This is a genomic window from Bradyrhizobium sp. CCBAU 051011, from assembly GCF_009930815.1.
Lineage (GTDB): Bacteria > Pseudomonadota > Alphaproteobacteria > Rhizobiales > Xanthobacteraceae > Bradyrhizobium.
In genome coordinates this window covers 8,218,874-8,235,600 of the sequence record NZ_CP022222.1, presented here as the reverse complement: position 1 = coordinate 8,235,600, position 16,727 = coordinate 8,218,874, and the positions used below count along the sequence as shown (strand labels likewise).

Genomic DNA, 16,727 nt, shown 5'->3' with positions numbered 1-16,727 from the left:
CGAGTGGAGAAGCGTCCCGTAACCTGTCGGCCTGGCTGGGGGCGCGGTCGGCTCCGTGGGCACCTCAAATATGAACCTCTTGGCATCTTAAGGCGCCCTTAAGGCAGTTTAGGGTAGGTTATGGTTCCAATGGCTTGACTTTTGACTGAGGCAGGCCTATCTTTTTGGAGCCATGAGACGCCTTTAACCTGGATAAGGGAGCCTTAAGACGCCATGCCGCCCCGCAGCGCACTCACAAATGCCCCGCCGATTGCTGTCCAAGAAGCTCTGCAAAACTTGGGTAACAAGCTCAGGACGGCGCGGCTTCGGCGCAACCTCAGCCTTTCAGAGCTCGCCGCAAAACTCGGTGTGGATCGCCATGTGCTCTCCGACGCAGAAAAGGGCAAGCTCGGTACCAGCGCGGGCATCTACGTCGCAGCTCTGTGGGCCATGAATTTGCTTCAGACGCTAGATGGTGTGGCCGACCCGAAGACCGACGAAGAGGGACTGGCCCTCAGCGGCCTCGAAGAGCGCGAGCGCGCGCGAACCGGAGGAGGGCCCAGCAATGCCTTCTGAGGAGTGCTTCGTCTACATCACGCTGCCAGGACAAACCGAACCGGTCATCGCCGGGAGGTACCAACTCGATACGGGCCGCCAAGGGACGGCGGTAGGCCAATTTGTCTATGGCAAGAGCTACCTCTCGCGAAACGACCGGGTCGAATTCGACCCGGTCGAACTCAAGCTTCAAGTGCCGGTGTTCCGGACGACCAAGCTGCGGGGCAACTTCGGAGCGCTTCGCGACAGTTCTCCCGACGCCTGGGGGCGGAAACTGATCGAGAAGCGGCTGGGCAACGTCGCACCGACAGAGATTCAGTATCTGCTCAATTCGCCCGACGACCGCGCCGGCGCGCTCGGCTTCGGTCTTAATGTCGAACCGCCGGCACCTATGCGCAAATTCAATCGCACTATCGATCTGGCCAAGCTCATCGACCTCGCCGACCAGATCGTCGCGGCGGAGAGGGATCCGGATGCTCCAAAGCCCGCGGGTGCCGACGCCGAACAGGCCGAAGCGCTTCTGAATGCCGGAACGTCCATGGGCGGCGCGCGTCCGAAGGCGACCGTCGAAGATGAGGATGCGCTTTGGGTAGCCAAATTTTCGCATCCCGACGACCGGTGGAATAATCCTCGCGTCGAGCATGCGATGCTGACACTCGCGCGCTCGTGCGGGATTTCGTGCGCGGAAAGTCGATTGACCACCGTCGGTACTCGCGACGTGCTCCTGGTGAAGCGGTTCGACCGTCACAAAACGGAGAAAGGATATTTGCGTAGCCGAATGGTGAGCGCCTTGACGCTTATCGATGCGGACGACTCGCCCGATACTGCGGACAAGCGCCGCAAATGGTCCTATCTGCTGCTCGCCGACGAAGTCCGGCGGGCCGCTACGGCAAGTCAGACCAGGGATCTTCCGGAACTCTTCCGTCGCGTATGTTTCAATACGCTGATTTCGAACACCGACGACCATCCTCGGAATCACGCGATCGTCGCAAAGGATACGGCTTGGTCGCTGTCGCCTGCCTACGATCTGACGCCGAACCCGATGATCGCGCTGGAGCGCCGTGATCTCGCGATGGCTTTCGGGGATTGGGGCCGGTACGCCAACCGCACCAATCTGCTTTCCCAAAGCGAGCGATTTCTCGTCTCGCAGGAGGAGGCTACTCGCATCATCGACGGCATGATCGAAACCGTCGGCGCCTCCTGGTACGCGGTCGCCCGCCAGGCTGGTGTCAGCGAAAGGGACTGCGAGCTCATCCACAGCGCTTTCGTGTACGAAGGCTTCAGCTACGACCTGAATGACCCGACGATCGCGACCGACGACCCGGAAGAGCTTCCCACAGTGGGAAATCGGATGTGACCGCCGGGGCCCGGGTGCGAAACCATCACCCGCGTGGCACATGTCAGATCTGGGCCGGATCAAGAAAATGCCGACATCATCGCGTCAATCGTAGGCCTCCACCCTGGTCGCGAACTGCAGCGTTTGAGCCGGACCGAAACCTTGTCGGTTCGGTACGCCGTGATTGAACAGAAGGATACCTCCCTTTGTATCCTGCGGCACGAGACCACGTCGTATCAGCGCGTTGACCACGACTTGCCGGGGATGAGTTTCATCATCAGGCCCCGCCGAGATGACGCAACCAATGGAATTTCTCGTTCCAAAGCCTGAGACATTCCCCAGGATCCGATTGAGAAGCGTAGGGGAGATGTTGTTGCGGCTGCCGTGATGCGGCACCCGAAACACGTTTAGGGCGGTTCCGAACTGCAGACCAATGGCGTTCCCGTACGATACGGCCGCCCCCAAAGCCTTCAATCCGCGTCCGCCGTCAGAAAGATGTTTCGGCCGTCGATCTGGCCGTAGAGAACCACGCTGGATTCGTTTTCCGCCGCGGTGATGCCACCCTCGCGCAGGGTTTCGGTAAGAAGGTCATCTGCGATAATGCGACGGATCGTCGGCGGGCAATCGACTTCGCATAAGGCATCTTATGCGAATCCCGGCGAAGTGCGGCCGACGAGCGCGACCCACGGCGGTGAGGGGCCGACGATCCGAAAACCTCAGCACCTGATTGAATGGGCCCGAAAGCCCGCTGAAGACGATCATCCCAACGACAACGAAGAGCACGGCGCTCGGCCGCGCGCTTGGGGCAAGATCAAGGCACTTTCGCGCAACTCTGATGCCGCTGTCAGCTTGATTAGACCCCCCTCGGTTTTTTCGCGCGCCGAAATCGGCGAAAAAATCGAGGCGAAAATCGTTAGCTGCGTCAGTGAGATGAAAGATCGAGTCGTTTTCAAAACGAAATCGAGTCGCTCTTAAAGTGGAAATCGAGTCGTTCTCAAAGTGTCCGCATAGCCATTGATTCACTGGTGCGCCCGGCAGGACTCGAACCTGCAACCAGACCGTTATCAGCGGCTGGCTCTAACCATGAACGCACGGCCAAAATCACGCCGTCCATGCTTGGAAAAGCAGCCTTGGGCGACACTTTGGCAGGTATTGTCGGGTAGCCCCGGACCTAGGCATTTGCAGTTTGACTCAGCTTCGATGCAAGCTGAATGCCCCTGAGATCACGACCTGTAGTGACAAGCTATGGAGTCAGGCTTGTGCGTAAGTCGGGGTCACGTTAGCAGTCGGGCGAGCGGTGCAAACGGCCGGCGAAATCGATCGGATCACGCTTAGTCGCGGACGGATGCACATCGGGCAAGCAGATCGGTCCGGCCGCGGCAATGCGCAAAAAATCGGCTGAAATAGCCTCTGCCTCGCTCTTTTCTTATCTTGAGTTGTGTTTTTCGGTAGATTCCGCGCCGAAAAACGTGACACTCTTTGTGTCCTTTGACACTCTTTTATGTCCCAGCACACCAAAACGGCTTGAACACGCTTCCGGGGATGCAACCTAGGGATTTCCCCTGCTCTCAGATTGCCCCAGCGCTGGTACCGATAGAGTTGCCATGATGCGTCGAAGGGGGACGGGACTTGCGGGCTTATTTTTATTTCTTGCGGGGTACGCCAATGTTTCGCCGGGCGTTCTTCTCGCTGTTATGTCTGGCAACAGGTGGCTGCTCTATCTATCCGCTGCCGGAAGATACCACGGGTTTCGCCAGCGAAGAGATCGCGACAATCATTAGATGCCAGACGCGCGACGCGATCAGGGAGGAGATCATCGCGAACATTGCTGCCGCGAAAAGCCCGTTCGTGTATCAGCGGATGACCAAGGATGAATTGATCGACACGCTTCGCGCGCGGCCTGAGTATTTCCGCAGTCTCAACTGGAACTACTTCGTAAAAGAGAGTCGCGATCCTTTCCTTTTCTACAAGGATACCTCGATCAGCTACGACTTCACCATCGACTCGACGGAGGTGAACGGCAACGGAATCGATCTTACTCTCCTGAAGACGTTTTCTAGTGGACGGACAAGATTGGCGTTACCGCAAAAAACGACCGAACCAGGGAAGTTAAGCGGCACTTCAGGGTCTACGATAGTTTTGATAGCCTCGCACGACTTAGTACAGAGGGCATGTGCGACATTGTCCCTAAGCAGATTAATGCCATCTATCCCGCCGCCGGGCTGCTCAAGATTCGATCACTTGTGCATAGCTTCCTGGTACAGAACCAGCTCGGAAATCTCGCGGGCGAAAACAACGACTACACCACCGCCCAGATGACCGACACGATTACTTTCACGACGAAGTTCACCGGCAATTTCGATCCATCAACCCAGCTAAATCCGGTAGCTGGCAAGTTCGTCCCATCCAATCTCGCAGTGAATTTGGACAACAGCCGACAGGATATGCACACGATCATAATCCTGATCCGTCTTCCGCCGAACAAATCGGGATTGCCGCGGTTCGACGAGATCGGAAGAATTTCGCTCGCACCGAAGGAGGCTTCGAAGGCGGCCGCGTCAGCTGCGCTGGATCGCCAGCGAGATTTCAATACGCAGGATGACTCGTGCGACTAGGCACCGGGATCGGGCGATTTCCGTAGTACCGGTATAGAAGGAGAAGACGTCATGGCACGCCAGGCAGGAAGCAAGGACATTGAATTGACTGTGGAGACGGTTTTCAACGTGCTCTCGATGCTGGAGCGCGAGGGAGCCCTCAAAGCATTCGCAGATGAGTGCGAGGCGAAGGGCCTCAAGCTGAAGGTCACCCCTGCGTTGTATGCGATGGGAAGGGCTGCTCTCGGCGCCTTGCCTGGAGTGGAGGCGGCGGGACCAGATTGCCCCGCCTGTCCGCCGCGTCGGTGAGAAGGCTAGGCAGCGTGGACACTTATCGCAGCCATAGGACGATGGCTGCGAGGGTGACAACGGCGAGGTAATTGCGTGCGGTCTTTTCGAAGCGAGTGGCAACGCGGCGGAACTGTTTGAGCTTGTTGAAGCAGCACTCGACGAGATAGCGCTGGGCGTAGAGATGCTTATCGAGCGGGTGCTTGAGTGCCCGTGATGGGTTGTTGGGAATGACGGCGATCGCACCCTTGGCAGCGATGGCTTGGCGCAAGTGATCGGCATCGTAGGCCGTATCGGCCATGACGACCTCAGCGGGCAATCCGTCGATCAGGGCCGATGCTTGCGGTGCGTCGCCTTTCTGACCTGCGGTCAGCGTAAACCGCACAGGACAGCCTAAGCCGTCGGCCGTGAAGAACGCCGGATTTCAACTCGGGACGAATTGAAGTCGGACCGTGAGCTGGGCGAGGAACTGGCGCAACAAGAGCTCGAGCCAGCGGATGAGACGCCGGAAGTTGTAGCCCGCTGCGGCGAGAACGGCATTGGCGGCATCGCCCTGGCGGTGCCACAGGTAGTTACGCCCCATGCGATGCTCGGATTTGAGATGGCCGATGACCGGCTCGACGGCGGAACGCCGGCGCAGCTCGCGTTTGATCTTTGGCGTCACCCGCCGCTTCTGGCCTGAGATGAACACCCTGAACTTGTAGTCGGGTGGCGCATTGTGGCCGCGATAGCCTTTGTCGAGAACGAGGCGCTCGATGATGTTGCCGATCAGCACCTCCATTTCCGGGATCACGATCTTGAGCGTGTGACCATCATAGGGGTTGCCGGGCAGCGCCTTCACATGGGTGACGAACTGGCCGCCTTTGGCGTGCGATAGCGTGGTGGCGACGGAGACCTTGACCCCGAACTCGTAAGGCCGGTGAGCCTTGCCCTTGCCGATGCACTCCACCTCCGGCGCGTGCAGCGAGTAGACCTTGGGGCCCCGCTGGCGCTGCTTCTGGTCGAGCACGCATCGCGCCAGCGCCAGCATGCGGTCGAGCGCGACCCCATCGAACAAGCCGACGTTGCCGTCGAGCTTGCGGGCGATGTCGCGGATGACGCGGCCGAGATAGGTTCGCAGCGTCCTCAAGGCCCGATTGGCGCGCTTGAACTGCTTGGCATGGGCATAGCGCTGGTGCTTGATCAGGGCAAACTTGCCGACTCGCCCATAGGACTGACGCAGCTTGATGCCGGCGCCCTTGGCTAGCCGAACCAGGATCTCGCGGGCCCGGTTCAAGAGCCGCGCATCGGTTGGGAACATCACGTTCTTGGGCTGCACCGTGGTGTCGACGATGACCCGATTGAGGTCGGACGGCTTGATCGCCTCGGTCTTGGTGGCGACCGCAAGGCTCTCCTGCAGCAGGGCTTGCAGCTTCTCCTCGCCCATACGCTGGCGCCAGCGCGTCAACGAGGAGCGGTCGAACACCAGGCGGTGCTGGAAGAACTCCTCGCCGCAGAAGAACTGGTAATAGGGATTCTCCACCCAGCGCTCGCATAGCACCTCGTCGGAGAGGTCGTAGGTGTGCTTGAGGATGGCCAGGCCCGCCATCAGCCGTGTCGGCAGCGGCGGCCGGCCCGGCTTGTCCTCGTAGACCGCGCCGAACCGCTCTTCGAGGAACGACCAGTCGATCGTCCGCGCCAGCTTTACCAGGGCATGGTTCAAGTCGATGATCGCGTCCAGCCGCGAGCGCAGAAGATCGGCTTGGCCGCCGTCGCGTCGTTCCTTTGGCTTCATCGTTCCCTCCGGTCCACCGAAGGAATCATGACCCGCGATTCGACGGAATCCTCAAAAGCAAAATTGCAAGCTTTTGGGCCCCCAAAGCCCGAAAGCTTGCAATCTCAAAACGCCTCTCGCCAGAAAATTCGACTCCCGCTCAATGGCTTGGAAGTTCTTCACGCACGACTAAGCCTCGAACGGCGATATGGATCTTGGTGCTCAGGCCGCCGCGCGAGCGGCCGAGCGCTTGATCTTCAGACCCCCTTTTTTCGCCCCGGCAGCATGCTGATGAGCCCGAACGATGGTGGAATCGACAATCAGACAATCAGATATTCGAAGTCCGGATCATCGGACATCGCATCGAAAATGCGCGCCCAAACACCCTTGACACTCCACCGGCTGAAGCGCCGGAACACGCTGTTCCAGTCGCCGAACACCTCCGGAAGGTCACGCCAGGGAGAGCCCGTGCGTACGATCCAAAGGACCCCCTCCACAAACATCCGGTTATCGCGCCCGGTCGACCCCTTCTGGTCAGGTCGACCAATGATCAACGGCGCCATCCGCTCCCAGGCCGCGTCGCTCAACACCAAACGGTCCATCACACTCAAGACTTGCTCCCAAAAAGAAGTCTTGAATCTGATTTGCCCTTAAATGGGAATCCCTAGAGTCCACACCGCCTAGGTGGTGTGGACACTTATCGCATCCATAGGACGATGGCAGCGAGAGTGACGACGGCACGGTAATTTCGAGCGGTCTTTTCGAAGCGGGTTGCGACGCGGCGAAACTGCTTGAGTTTCGAGAAGCAGCATTCGACGAGATGGCGCTGGGCATAGAGATGCTTGTCGAGCGGATATTTGAGCGCCCGTGACGGGTTGTTGGGGATGACGGCAAGCGCCCCCTTGGCGGCGATGGCCTGGCGCAGGTGATCGGCGTCATAGGCGGTATCGGCCATGACGACCTCGGCGGGTAATCCCTCGATCAATGCGGCGGCTTGTGGGGCATCGCCCTTCTGACCTGCGGTAAGCGTGAACCGCACCGGACATCCCAAGCCGCGAACGGCCATATGTATCTTGGTACTCAGGCCCCCGCGCGAGCGGCCGAGCGCTTGATCTTCAGACCCCCTTTTTTCGCCCCAGCGGCGTGCTGATGCGCCCGGACGATGGTGGAATCGACGATCAGATACTCGAAGTCCGGATCATCGGACATCGCCTCGAAGATCCGCCACCAAACACCCTTGATGCTCCATCGACTGAAACGCCGAAACACGCTGTTCCAATCCCCGAACGCCTCCGGAAGATCACGCCAGGGAGAGCCCGTCCGCACGATCCACAGCACACCTTCCACGAACATCCGGTTGTCACGTCCGGTCGAACCCTTCCGGTCAGGCCGACCTATGATCAGCGGCGCCATCCGCTCCCACGCCGCGTCGCTTAAAACCAACCGGTCCATCACACCCAAGACTGCCTCCCAAAAAGCAGCCTTGAATCTGATTTGCTCCTAAAAGGGAATCCTTAGAGTCCACACCACCTAGACAGTAGACGCAGCGAATAGACGTTCGGTCCCCGCTGATGCTGCTTCTGATCAAGCGCCCGCCTGGCCAGCGTCAGCATGCGTCCGAGGACGCCGCTACCAACAGCGTTCCGAAGGAAAAGTGCTTCGCTAGCCAAATGAGCCGATGCTCAGTCGTGAGCACGTCATATCTTGATCGGATCGAAATCGCGAGGTGTCCATTCCTCTCCGGGTTCTAGGTCAGTTACGTCAACTACATGGCCCGTGCCTTCAATCGTCCACCCTCCCATCTTGGCTGCGCCCTCCTGGGTGGCCATACGCCGAGAGATAACCACTTCATCGGTAGCGATGTTGTAGAGCTTCACTTTGTAAACGGTAGTTCTCGCAATTTCCATTTGCTCTTGATCTGCGTCGCAGGCGTATCCATGCAAATGGATCAGCACTAAGTGGCCCCGCCTGGGCAGCCGCGCGAGCTTGTCGAGGATGTACTGCGGGGCTCCTTCTTTGATCTCTACGCCGTATCCGTAAACCAGCCCGTCGTCGTTGGCGATCTCGTGTATCGCATACTCGATTTCATTTAGTTCATCGGGCGTGAGGTAAAGTGCCGCGGCAATCGCTTCGGCCTCCTCGCGGTCGTACTCATCGTCAAGGTGTCTGCTGCTCATTGTACACCACTCATGATTCCCGCTAGTGACTTTTCCTAAGGATCGACTTCGGTTGGTTTTGCAGCGGCTCCTAGCATATTTTCCAAAGCCTTTACATAATGAGTGTGGTGAGATTCGATCGAGTATCCTGGGCGGCACTCGGAGCGACCGCGGCATTTTCTACGAGGCTCCAATTTTTCAGCAAGCGGAAATCAGGTCAGTCTCGGTGGTAATTCAGCATGCTGTTGCACGCATCCTCGACCTCAGTACTTTGGAGCGGCGAGCCGACAATCCTGATCGAGCCACGGCTCTGGTCAAGCGGACGCGACGAGGCGATGTAGCCCAACCTTTTCCGCGAAAGCCAGGATCGGTCGGGCTCTGGAAGCTGATCACGAACGAATAGCCGTCGCTGCTCGCACTCCATATTTCCATATCTTCGACAGCGCGATGGAATTGCAGGGGCATCAGGCTCCGTTCGCCTGGTCAACCCGAGGACGAAATGCTTCGCGAGGACGACGTGACGGGTCAATACACGGCAGCTCTCGCCGGCAAATTGCGGCTCCTCGTCAAGCCATGGCGTAGATCTGGAAGCTCGGTTTATCCCGCCCTGGCCACCTGCCTTAGTCCCGCGCTTGAAAACTACGGATGTGAGGTGTTCAGCGAAACGCATTCCCTGGAATCAATTTAATCCTATGTTTGTCATTTCGATCAACTGCCTAAGCTGATAGTTGACTGCGACACGAGGCGTTGCCTGAGAGAGGCCGGGACGCAAATCTCGATAATTCGGGGCTTCAGCGATAATAGCGAGCAATGGCGTCCTACCCTCCGCGGAGGAAATCGTGCTTATGAGGCGCGCATGACGCTTGCGATCGACGTTTGCGCGGCTGACAGCGAGGGAGCCACTTCGAAGCATCGCTGTTCGGCCATGCGGGAGCGCGGCCGCTGTAAACCGCAGCCATCATCTGCCTGCGTATCTTGAGTTACCTTCTATTACCTCGGCTTGACCGGCATTGACATTTGGTCAATTCCGGTTCGTAGAAGCTCACATCTTATTTCATTCAAGGGCTCTCTATAACCCAAACAGGTGGCTCAACAGAGCCTCCAAATGGCCAAAGGCATCTGACCTGCCACTGAACTTTCATCCAGCGGCGGTTAGAGTCTCGGGGTTTTGTACGCCAAGTGGCGCGGGTGGAGCAACGGGCGATCGGCGGAGCTGGTCCGGGTTGCGTAGCCGATCGTCCGTTGCGGTGAGGTGGGCGGCATAGGCCGCTGGGGTAAGGTATTTCAGCGACGAGTGAGGCCGCCGGAGATTGTAGTCGGCGACCCAGGCATCGATCTTGGCGCGGGCGTCGTCGAGATCGAAGAAGAGGGTTTCGTTGAGCAACTCGTCGCGCATCCGGCCGTTGAAACTCTCGATGAAGCCGTTCTGCATCGGTTTGCCCGGCGCAATGAAGTGCCAGTCGATCGCTGTGTCCTTGCTCCAGGCGAGCATGGCATTACAGGTGAACTCGGTGCCATGGTCGGACACGATCATTCCTGGCTTGCCGCGTCGCTCGACGATTGCCGTCAGTTCGCGGGCAACACGCCGCCCCGAGATCGACGTCTCCGGAATGGCGCCCAGGCATTCCTTGGTGACGTCGTCGACGATGTTGAGGATGCGGAAGCGCCGCCCGTTGGCGAACTGGTTGTGGACGAAGTCCAGCGACCAGCGCGCGTTGGGCCTTGCCTCGACCAGGATCGGGGCACGGGTCCCCACAGCTTTGCGGCGAGCCCGCCGCTTACGGACGGTGAGCCCTTCCTCGCGATAAAGCCGGTAGATCCGGTTGATCCCCGATGGCTCGCCCTCCCGCCGCAGCAGGACGAACAGCCGGCGGTAGCCGAAACGCCGCCGCTCGTTGGCAAGATCGCGCAACCGGCCGCGCAGAGCCGCGTCCGCAGGGCGGCTGGAGCGATAACGGATCATCTTCCGATCCGCGCCCACGATCGAGCAGGCCCGCCGTTCCGACAGGCTCATGACGGCCTGCAGGTGCGCGACCGCAGCGCGCTTGGCGGCGGGCCCTACCATTTTTTTGAAAGCAGCTCGCGAAGGGCGGCCGTATCGAGCATCTGCTCGACCAGAAGCTTCTTCAGCTTCGCGTTCTCCTCTTCCAAGGCCCTCAGCCGCTTCGCCTCGGAAACGTCCATGCCGCCGAATTTGGCCTTCCAATTGTAGATCGTCGCTTCGGAGACCCCATGCTTGCGAGCCAGCTCAGCCGTCTTCGCCCCAGCCTCATGCTCCTTCAATATCGCGATAATCTGCTCTTCCGTGAACCTTGCTCGCTTCACCAGTCCGTCCTTCTTCGGGCCGGACTCTAACTCCTTCTGGAGGAAATACTCAGTGGCAGGTCAGTCAGTGAGCGCGCCCCGCTCAGCCTCCAGCTTGGCAGTCAAAGTTGCCGCTATTAGGAGCGCTCGATCAGATGGGCTCTAACTCCATGCGACCAAGACCCGCTTCCTAGAGTTGCGGTTCAAAACGCACAGGCGCGGCAGCATCCCGCGACAGCTAGGACCACATTCTCTTTTTGGCTTCAAGATTTAGGCAAGAGGCCGCCAGCGGCGATGGATGCTGCTAGGCCCGCCAACACTGCCACGATCGCCCAAAACCAGCCTCCCGAAGTTGCAGATGCTTCTTGAGGAGTTAGTTCGGTTACGCCAAAGGCTGACATATCGGTCTTCATTGTTGTCTCCTTTTCTGTATGAGGAGCAGCTATCAAAGACCGTGCCAACTACGCCAAGAAGAAAGCTGTTCGATAGCTTAATGCAATGCGCTCGCTTCGGCCTTCCACTCCGAGCAAGTCTCTGCGCACCGCTTGGAGGGCGGCGGACATCACGACCGGCCTCGAGTTCAGTAGTTTAGTTGAGCGCAGCAAGCTAGGGAAGATGATGGAGCCCGCCATCGCGCCGGCCTTTCGTTTTTGCGATCTATTTGTCTTGCCCGGTTCGGACACTCGGGCTTTGTCTGCCGGTCGGCACGTGCAGCTGCCATATGCTGTGGAGCCGCATCAGCAACAAATAGGGTCGCGTTTGCGACAAGAATGCCATGACTTGACATGCGACGTAATGTTCGCGCGGTCTGCAGCACAGTTCGGTTAAGCCTCTGCGGACGCAGAGCCGCTTATTGCTGGCTTTCCTGAGCGCTTGGCACGAGATTTGAATACCCTGCGTTGGCGGCAGCAGTTCCTGACCGCCGACTGTGCGAAAGGAAAAAGCATGAATATGTCAGCTTATGGTGTAACCGAATTGACTCTCGAGGAAGCGTGTGCTGCTGCGGGAGGGCAAGATCCGTGCGCTTGGCTAATTACGCCAACTCCAGAAGGTACTTATAAGATCGAGCCAGTTTTCTGCCCGCCCGAGCAGCCTCAGAGCGCATAAGTAGCACGCGCAGAAAAGCCACTTAGGGAGCCAGTCTGTGGCGGAGCTACCTATCCTCCAGGCTGGCTCTCTTCATGATGATAAAAGTTCTTTGCGACGGAAGGGCTTTCGCGCCGCAGCTACGGCTGGAATACCTCTTCAACGTGCGTCGCTAACAGTTCGTCGCTCTGGAGCAGGACGAATGTGGGCGCTGTGGGTCTGAGATTTCCTTACCGTCTCTCGGTGACCGAGCAAGCTGCCGACCTGCACTGTTCCCCATTCAGGATGAGACAAACAATGAAGCTCGATGTGCCATATTACAATCTGGCCGAACTCTCCGTTGGCGAAGCAGTCGCGACCTCGGGAGGGCGGGTCTTCGGATTGTTTGCAGCAGGCATGTTCGCAGCTGTAGCTGCATGGGAGATGGGCGTTGATCGTTTGGTCCGGTGAATGATAGGTGGCGCATCCCTCGAAGGTGCTCAAGCGAGATCGGCATGTTGGGCCTGCTAATCGCACTATAGCGTGATTACTATGACTGATGCGTTACTGCCTCCGGAAGTGGTCGGTTGCACCGCGGAGAGTATCCTGTCGCGAGGATCAGGGCGATCATTGGCAATCTACAGGCTGCTAGTACTGTTTGTCGTTGCGACCATGTTGTCGCTGCCGATCATTACTGTCACGCTTTCTGTTCAAAGTGCCGGTACTATTCGTCCCACAATTGAGAAGACTCCCCTGATTGCGCCGCTTTCCGGGCGCGTCTCCCGTGTTCTTGCGGTCGAGAACGATCGGGTTGAACAAGGCCGGGAGATCCTAGTTCTCGACGACAAGGTCATTGAGGAAAAAATCGGTACGCTAACGAACGAAATCCGTCTGAAGCGAGATCGTGCCATCGATCTCCAGGCCCTGATCTCTTCTGGCGCGCAGTTCGAACCTCCCATCCGCCTCCGGACCGAGGCCGCCGAGGCCGAGCGGCTGCATTTTCTCAATCTGTTGCGGGAGAACCAATATGCCCGCGGCAATGCCGCGGTGGAGCTCGAGCGGGCCAAGCGTCTCCTCTCCGTTGCTGCAGCGCCTGCCAAGGCGGTTGAGGAAAAGACCTTGGCGCTGCAGAGCCTCGAGGTAAAAGGCGAGATCCTTGCCCGGAGCAAATCCGCCGAATGGAATCAGCAGCTCTTCGATACAAACCTCCGCCTTCAGGAGCTCACTGCGAGTCTGCACCAACTTGAGAGCGAACGCGACCTGAGCCGCATTCGCGCTCCCGTGTCCGGCGCGCTCGAGCAATTCTCTGGCCTGTCGTCAGGCAGCTATGTCCAGGCAGGGCAAACCGTGGGTTGGATATCGCCTGAAGGCGAACTGGTGGCAGAAATTTACGTCTCTCCCAAAGACATCGGCTTCGTGCAGCTGGGGCAGGCGGTGCGGCTCCAGGTCGATGCTTTCAATTACAATCAGTGGGGGGGAATTGACGCGAAAGTGCTAAACGTGGCGCAGGACTTCATCCTCCTGGACAAGAACCCGGTCTTCAAGGTCCGTTGCGAGCTCTCTCGCAGTTACCTTGTACTCAAAAACGGAATTATTGGTCATCTGAAGAAGGGCATGACTGTGCGAGCCCGCTTCCTCGTCGCTGAGCGCACTTTGCTGCAACTCCTCTACACTGAGTTCGACGATTGGCTCAACCCCCTCTTGGCTGCCCGCTAACTATTGATTATTCGAGAGCCAGTGAGCCACTATGTCGAGGCAGATCATCAAGTTGAAGCAACGGGACATGACGGATTGTGGGGCTGTCAGCCTTGCTTCTGTTGGAGCCTTCTATGGCTGCAAATTGCCCTTGTCTCGTGTCCGACAGTTTGCCTCAACCGACCGCTCCGGCACTACGGTGGCGGGTCTTTTGCAGGCGGCCCAAAAGCTGGGCTTCATTGCTAAAGGCGTCAAGGGCAGCTTCGACAGCTTGTACAAGGTCCCGAAGCCCGCTATTGCGCATGTGATCATCAAGGACGTCCTGCATCACTTCGTGGTCGTCCAGGCGATCGACGCGAGGTGCGTCACCGTGATGGACCCGGCTTTTGGTGAAATTCGAAAGCTGTCGCATGAAGAATTCAAAGAGCAGTGGACCGGTGTCCTGGTGCTCCTGGTTCCGGCAGATACCTTCAAGCGCCGCGATGAGACCACCTCAACTCTTCTTCGCTTCGCCCGACTGCTTGCGCCACACAAAGCTGCGCTGGCGCAGGCGATCGTCGGCGCACTGGTAACCACCATTCTGGGTCTCTCGACGGCCATTTACGTACAGAAGATCGTAGATCACGTGATTACATCGGGCAACCGCAACTTGCTGAACCTCATGAGCGTTGCGATGTTGCTGATCCTGGTGCCACAAATCCTTATCAGTCTCCTTAGAAGCCGGCTCGTCCTGGAAACTGGGCAGAAGATCGATGTGTGCTTAATCCTCAGCTACTACAATCACATCCTAAGCTTACCCCAAAAGTTCTTCGATAGCATGCGAGTGGGAGAAATCGTTTCCCGGATGAACGACGCGGTGAAAATCAGGAGCTTCTTGAACGAGGTCTCCATCACAATCTTCGTCAACATCATGGTCATACTGTTCTCGTTCGGGTTGATGTTCCTCTACTCCTGGAAGATCGCTGTGGTGGCGGCAATCTCGGTTCCTCTATATTCGCTGGTATATTGGGCCGCTAATCGGCTGAATAGCAAGCGCCAGCGCGCGATCATGGAGAATGCCGCCGATCTGGAGGCGCAATTGGTGGAAACACTCGGAGCTGTTTCTACGATCAAAACATTCGGGATGGAGAACAGTGCCTGCCTTAAGATGGAGACCCGCTTCGTTAGGACGCTGCAGTCGGTCTACAGTGCCGGCCTCATCTCGATCGTTGGAGACAACGCTTCTACGTTCCTCTCAACTCTGTTCACGATCCTGCTGATGTGGTTCGGTACGACGCTTGTGCTGGATCAGACCGTCACTCCGGGTGAACTGCTTTCGTGCTATGCGCTGCTCGGCTATATCACCCGCCCAGTCACCAACCTGATCCAAACTAACAGAGTTGTGCAGGACGCCTTTATCGCGGCGGATCGCCTGTTTGAGATTTTTGACCTTGAGCCGGCACGTGACGGAGGCGCTGATGTCACAAAATCCGGTCTAGGTGATATTAGCTTCGAGAATGTCACGTTTCGTCATGGCGCACAGCCCAAGCTCTTTCAAGATCTCAGCGTCACGTTTCGCAGAGGCGAGATGACGGCCGTGGTAGGGGAAAGCGGCTCCGGCAAGAGTTCCCTTGCAGCGCTGCTGCAGAACATCTACCCGCTTGAGGGGGGATGTATCCGGATCGGCCCCCATGACCTCAGGCACTTCTCGGCCGTATCCCTGCGTAAGCTTGTTGCTGCGGTACCGCAATCAACCGACATATTCTCGGGCTCGGTGATTGAGAACATCGCACTTGACGAGTTCGAACCGGAGATCGAGAGGATCATGAAAATTTGCGACCAAACTGGGCTGCGCGAGGTAATCGAGCATTGGCCCGGAGGCTTCCAGGCCAACCTAGGCGAAAATGGCATAAGGTTGTCTGGCGGTGAGAAGCAGCGCCTTTCGTTGGCACGGGCTCTATACCGGAATCCGGAAATCCTGATCCTAGACGAACCGACCGCCTCTCTCGATTCAATTGCCGAAGCCACTGTGCACCGGCTCCTTGAAAATTTGCGCCGGGCCGGCAAGACTATCGTAGTGATCTCTCACCGGCTTAGCACGATCCGTGGTGCCGACAAGATAGTCGTTTTGGACAGGGGCCGTATCGTTGCGGAAGGCAGGCATACTGATCTGTTGGCTGAAAGCGCTTATGCTCGCTTGTGGCAGACGCAAACCGGAGGAGGCTTAAGTTGCAGCTGATGGTTCATCGCGACATTGGGCCCAATTGTTCGCGAGCTCTGGTTGCGGGTCGATGCCTGGGCATCGCTGGCTGGCGCGAGATAATGCCGACAGGCTCGACACAGGCACTACCTGATCATCACGTCTCGGCGCCCCGGCCCTCCTGTGATGAATGACGAACACGACGATTTCAAATGGCTGGCTCGAGGCGATCGGCGCTCCCTAACGGTCGCCGCGCGTCCACATGGCGTGCTTGCGCGCAACCTAGCACTACTTTGGCAGATTCACTGACGGTACTGTTTTTCACGGCTTCGTCTTCTGCAGTGTGGGCATTGCTGAGATAGCGGTCGAAGTATGAGACCGACGATCGCGTGGCGTACGGCCGGCAGGCTAGGCTGAGGCGGCGGTCCGTTGATTCTTTTTTTTCCGCCCCACTTGTGTGAGGCAAGGCACGATGGATTTGCGAACAGGCGCATCAGCAGTTGAAAGAGGAACTCGGGCTTGATGAAGACCTTGCCAGGATCGTCCCTCGCTTGGCGAGCCCAACGAGCTTGATGATGGCCCGATGCATCAGCCGCGCGTCGGTCGGATGCGCAACTGCCTTGGGCTGCAACGACCACCCGCTCCAGGTCCTTGGGGCCGATCGCGCCAGTCTTGTGCGCCACCGACAGACTTTCCTGGATCAGCGCGACGAGCTGTGTATTCCTCCGGCGAAGCTTACGATTACCCACATTTTTTTGAGGTGCACTGAGCCGAAAAACTTGAGTCGCTAGAATCGCTTGTGATTCTTTGATGGGCACCTGAT

12 protein-coding genes and 5 pseudogenes are annotated in these 16,727 nt (G+C 58.1%); 8 read left to right on the top strand and 9 right to left on the bottom strand.

All coding sequences use genetic code 11. The annotated features are described in order from the left end of the window. The first annotated feature begins 276 nt into the window (after positions 1–276). The 5 genes from ACH79_RS38815 to ACH79_RS38795 all read left to right on the top strand — a co-directional run bounded on the left by ACH79_RS38815 (position 277) and on the right by ACH79_RS38795 (position 4,773). The gene (locus ACH79_RS38815) at positions 277–555 is read left to right on the top strand and encodes a helix-turn-helix transcriptional regulator (protein ID WP_225670154.1); all 279 of its coding nucleotides are present in this window, start codon (positions 277–279) and stop codon (positions 553–555) included. Then, positions 545–1,891, top strand: coding sequence for a type II toxin-antitoxin system HipA family toxin (locus ACH79_RS38810; protein ID WP_161855536.1), 1,347 nt, complete (start codon positions 545–547; stop codon positions 1,889–1,891). Before ACH79_RS38815 ends, ACH79_RS38810 begins: the two co-directional genes overlap by 11 nt. Positions 1,892–2,470: 579 nt before the next feature. Next, on the top strand, positions 2,471–2,845 hold the full coding sequence (locus tag ACH79_RS38805; protein WP_161855535.1) for a hypothetical protein: 375 nt from the start codon (positions 2,471–2,473) through the stop codon (positions 2,843–2,845). Between the two features lie 1,196 nt (positions 2,846–4,041). Further along, on the top strand, positions 4,042–4,485 hold the full coding sequence (locus ACH79_RS38800; RefSeq protein ID WP_161855534.1) for a hypothetical protein: 444 nt from the start codon (positions 4,042–4,044) through the stop codon (positions 4,483–4,485). Positions 4,486–4,536: 51 nt separating this feature from the next. Continuing rightward, positions 4,537–4,773 carry a hypothetical protein gene (locus ACH79_RS38795; RefSeq protein ID WP_161855533.1) on the top strand — a complete coding sequence of 79 codons (237 nt, stop codon included), beginning with the start codon at positions 4,537–4,539 and terminating at the stop codon, positions 4,771–4,773. Positions 4,774–4,795: 22 nt separating this feature from the next. On the opposite strand, the pseudogene ACH79_RS38790 reads toward ACH79_RS38795, so the two are convergent. The 8 genes and pseudogenes from ACH79_RS38790 to ACH79_RS38760 all read right to left on the bottom strand — a co-directional run. Next, positions 4,796–5,152 (bottom strand): annotated as a pseudogene (locus tag ACH79_RS38790) (IS5 family transposase); the annotation flags it as partial. Positions 5,153–5,176: 24 nt separating this feature from the next. Then, positions 5,177–6,526, bottom strand: a complete 1,350-nt coding sequence (locus tag ACH79_RS38785; protein ID WP_161853446.1) for an IS5 family transposase — start codon at positions 6,524–6,526, stop codon at positions 5,177–5,179. A gap of 169 nt (positions 6,527–6,695) precedes the next feature. Continuing rightward, positions 6,696–7,116 (bottom strand): annotated as a pseudogene (locus ACH79_RS38780) (IS5 family transposase); the annotation flags it as partial. Between the two features lie 86 nt (positions 7,117–7,202). Next, a pseudogene (locus ACH79_RS38775) lies at positions 7,203–7,918 on the bottom strand (IS5 family transposase). 284 nt (positions 7,919–8,202) lie between these two features. Then, positions 8,203–8,682 (bottom strand): hypothetical protein, encoded by a 480-nt coding sequence (locus ACH79_RS38770; protein ID WP_161855531.1) that lies wholly within the window; start codon positions 8,680–8,682, stop codon positions 8,203–8,205. Positions 8,683–9,799: 1,117 nt separating this feature from the next. Further along, complete coding sequence (locus tag ACH79_RS38765) at positions 9,800–10,867, bottom strand: IS3 family transposase (RefSeq protein ID WP_246738312.1); 1,068 nt, start codon at positions 10,865–10,867, stop codon at positions 9,800–9,802. Next, a pseudogene (locus ACH79_RS44555) lies at positions 10,837–10,986 on the bottom strand (transposase); the annotation flags it as partial. The gene ACH79_RS38765 and the pseudogene ACH79_RS44555, both read right to left, overlap by 31 nt. Before the next feature lie 242 nt (positions 10,987–11,228). After that, positions 11,229–11,378: a hypothetical protein gene (locus ACH79_RS38760; protein WP_161855529.1), complete on the bottom strand. Its 150-nt coding sequence runs from the start codon at positions 11,376–11,378 to the stop codon at positions 11,229–11,231. Positions 11,379–12,348: 970 nt separating this feature from the next. Between ACH79_RS38760 and ACH79_RS38755 the strand changes: the two genes are divergently transcribed. The 3 genes from ACH79_RS38755 (at position 12,349) to ACH79_RS38745 (ending at position 15,943) form a co-directional block, all read left to right on the top strand. Further along, the gene (locus ACH79_RS38755) at positions 12,349–12,501 is read left to right on the top strand and encodes a hypothetical protein (protein WP_161855528.1); all 153 of its coding nucleotides are present in this window, start codon (positions 12,349–12,351) and stop codon (positions 12,499–12,501) included. A 159-nt stretch (positions 12,502–12,660) separates the two neighbouring features. Continuing rightward, positions 12,661–13,746, top strand: coding sequence for an HlyD family secretion protein (locus ACH79_RS38750; protein WP_161855527.1), 1,086 nt, complete (start codon positions 12,661–12,663; stop codon positions 13,744–13,746). A gap of 31 nt (positions 13,747–13,777) precedes the next feature. Next, positions 13,778–15,943: a peptidase domain-containing ABC transporter gene (locus ACH79_RS38745; RefSeq protein WP_161855526.1), complete on the top strand. Its 2,166-nt coding sequence runs from the start codon at positions 13,778–13,780 to the stop codon at positions 15,941–15,943. 484 nt (positions 15,944–16,427) lie between these two features. Here ACH79_RS38745 and ACH79_RS45330 read toward each other — a convergent pair. After that, positions 16,428–16,560: pseudogene (locus ACH79_RS45330) on the bottom strand (IS5/IS1182 family transposase); the annotation flags it as partial. Positions 16,561–16,727 lie beyond the last annotated feature (167 nt).

Excerpts from the sequence above, each read along its gene's own strand:
- ACH79_RS38770 (WP_161855531.1), bottom strand. The coding sequence starts at position 8,682 with ATGAGCAGCAGACACCTTGACGATGAGTACGACCGCGAGGAGGCCGAA.
- ACH79_RS38785 (WP_161853446.1), bottom strand. The coding sequence starts at position 6,526 with ATGAAGCCAAAGGAACGACGCGACGGCGGCCAAGCCGATCTTCTGCGC.
- ACH79_RS38795 (WP_161855533.1), top strand. The coding sequence starts at position 4,537 with ATGGCACGCCAGGCAGGAAGCAAGGACATTGAATTGACTGTGGAGACG.
- ACH79_RS38745 (WP_161855526.1), top strand. The coding sequence starts at position 13,778 with ATGTCGAGGCAGATCATCAAGTTGAAGCAACGGGACATGACGGATTGT.
- ACH79_RS38755 (WP_161855528.1), top strand. The coding sequence starts at position 12,349 with ATGAAGCTCGATGTGCCATATTACAATCTGGCCGAACTCTCCGTTGGC.
- ACH79_RS38805 (WP_161855535.1), top strand. The coding sequence starts at position 2,471 with ATGCGACGGATCGTCGGCGGGCAATCGACTTCGCATAAGGCATCTTAT.
- ACH79_RS38810 (WP_161855536.1), top strand. The coding sequence starts at position 545 with ATGCCTTCTGAGGAGTGCTTCGTCTACATCACGCTGCCAGGACAAACC.
- ACH79_RS38800 (WP_161855534.1), top strand. The coding sequence starts at position 4,042 with ATGTGCGACATTGTCCCTAAGCAGATTAATGCCATCTATCCCGCCGCC.
- ACH79_RS38760 (WP_161855529.1), bottom strand. The coding sequence starts at position 11,378 with ATGAAGACCGATATGTCAGCCTTTGGCGTAACCGAACTAACTCCTCAA.